This window comes from Shewanella sp. T24-MNA-CIBAN-0130, assembly GCF_040310185.1.
Taxonomy (GTDB): Bacteria; Pseudomonadota; Gammaproteobacteria; order Enterobacterales; family Shewanellaceae; genus Shewanella; species Shewanella psychromarinicola.
The window spans coordinates 1-277 of record NZ_JBEOPP010000275.1; the positions used below are offsets into that span (position 1 = coordinate 1).

The 277-nt window shown below is 56.3% G+C and carries 1 protein-coding gene; it reads left to right on the plus strand.

Annotation, left to right across the window (positions count from 1 at the left end):
• A partial coding sequence (locus AAEZ02_RS22360; RefSeq protein ID WP_351125219.1) for a hypothetical protein occupies positions 1-277 on the plus strand: 277 nt, incomplete at both ends.

The window sequence follows — 277 nt, forward strand, 5'->3', positions numbered from 1 at the left end:
ATGTTGATGTCACCGCGCAAGTGATTGATATCGCCGGTAACCCCTCTGCAACCGCCACTGATACACAACCTGTTGATGCCACCATGGCTCCTGCACCGACCGTTGAGTTCAGCGGCATGGGCAGCGATGGTATCTTCAACAGCGATGAGATCGGCAGCGACGGCACTGTGACCGCGACCGTGACGCTAGCGACTGGCACCCAAGTCGGCGACACCTTGATTGTCACTGATGGCAATGGCAACACCCTATTTAACGGCCCTGTCACTCAAGACATGCT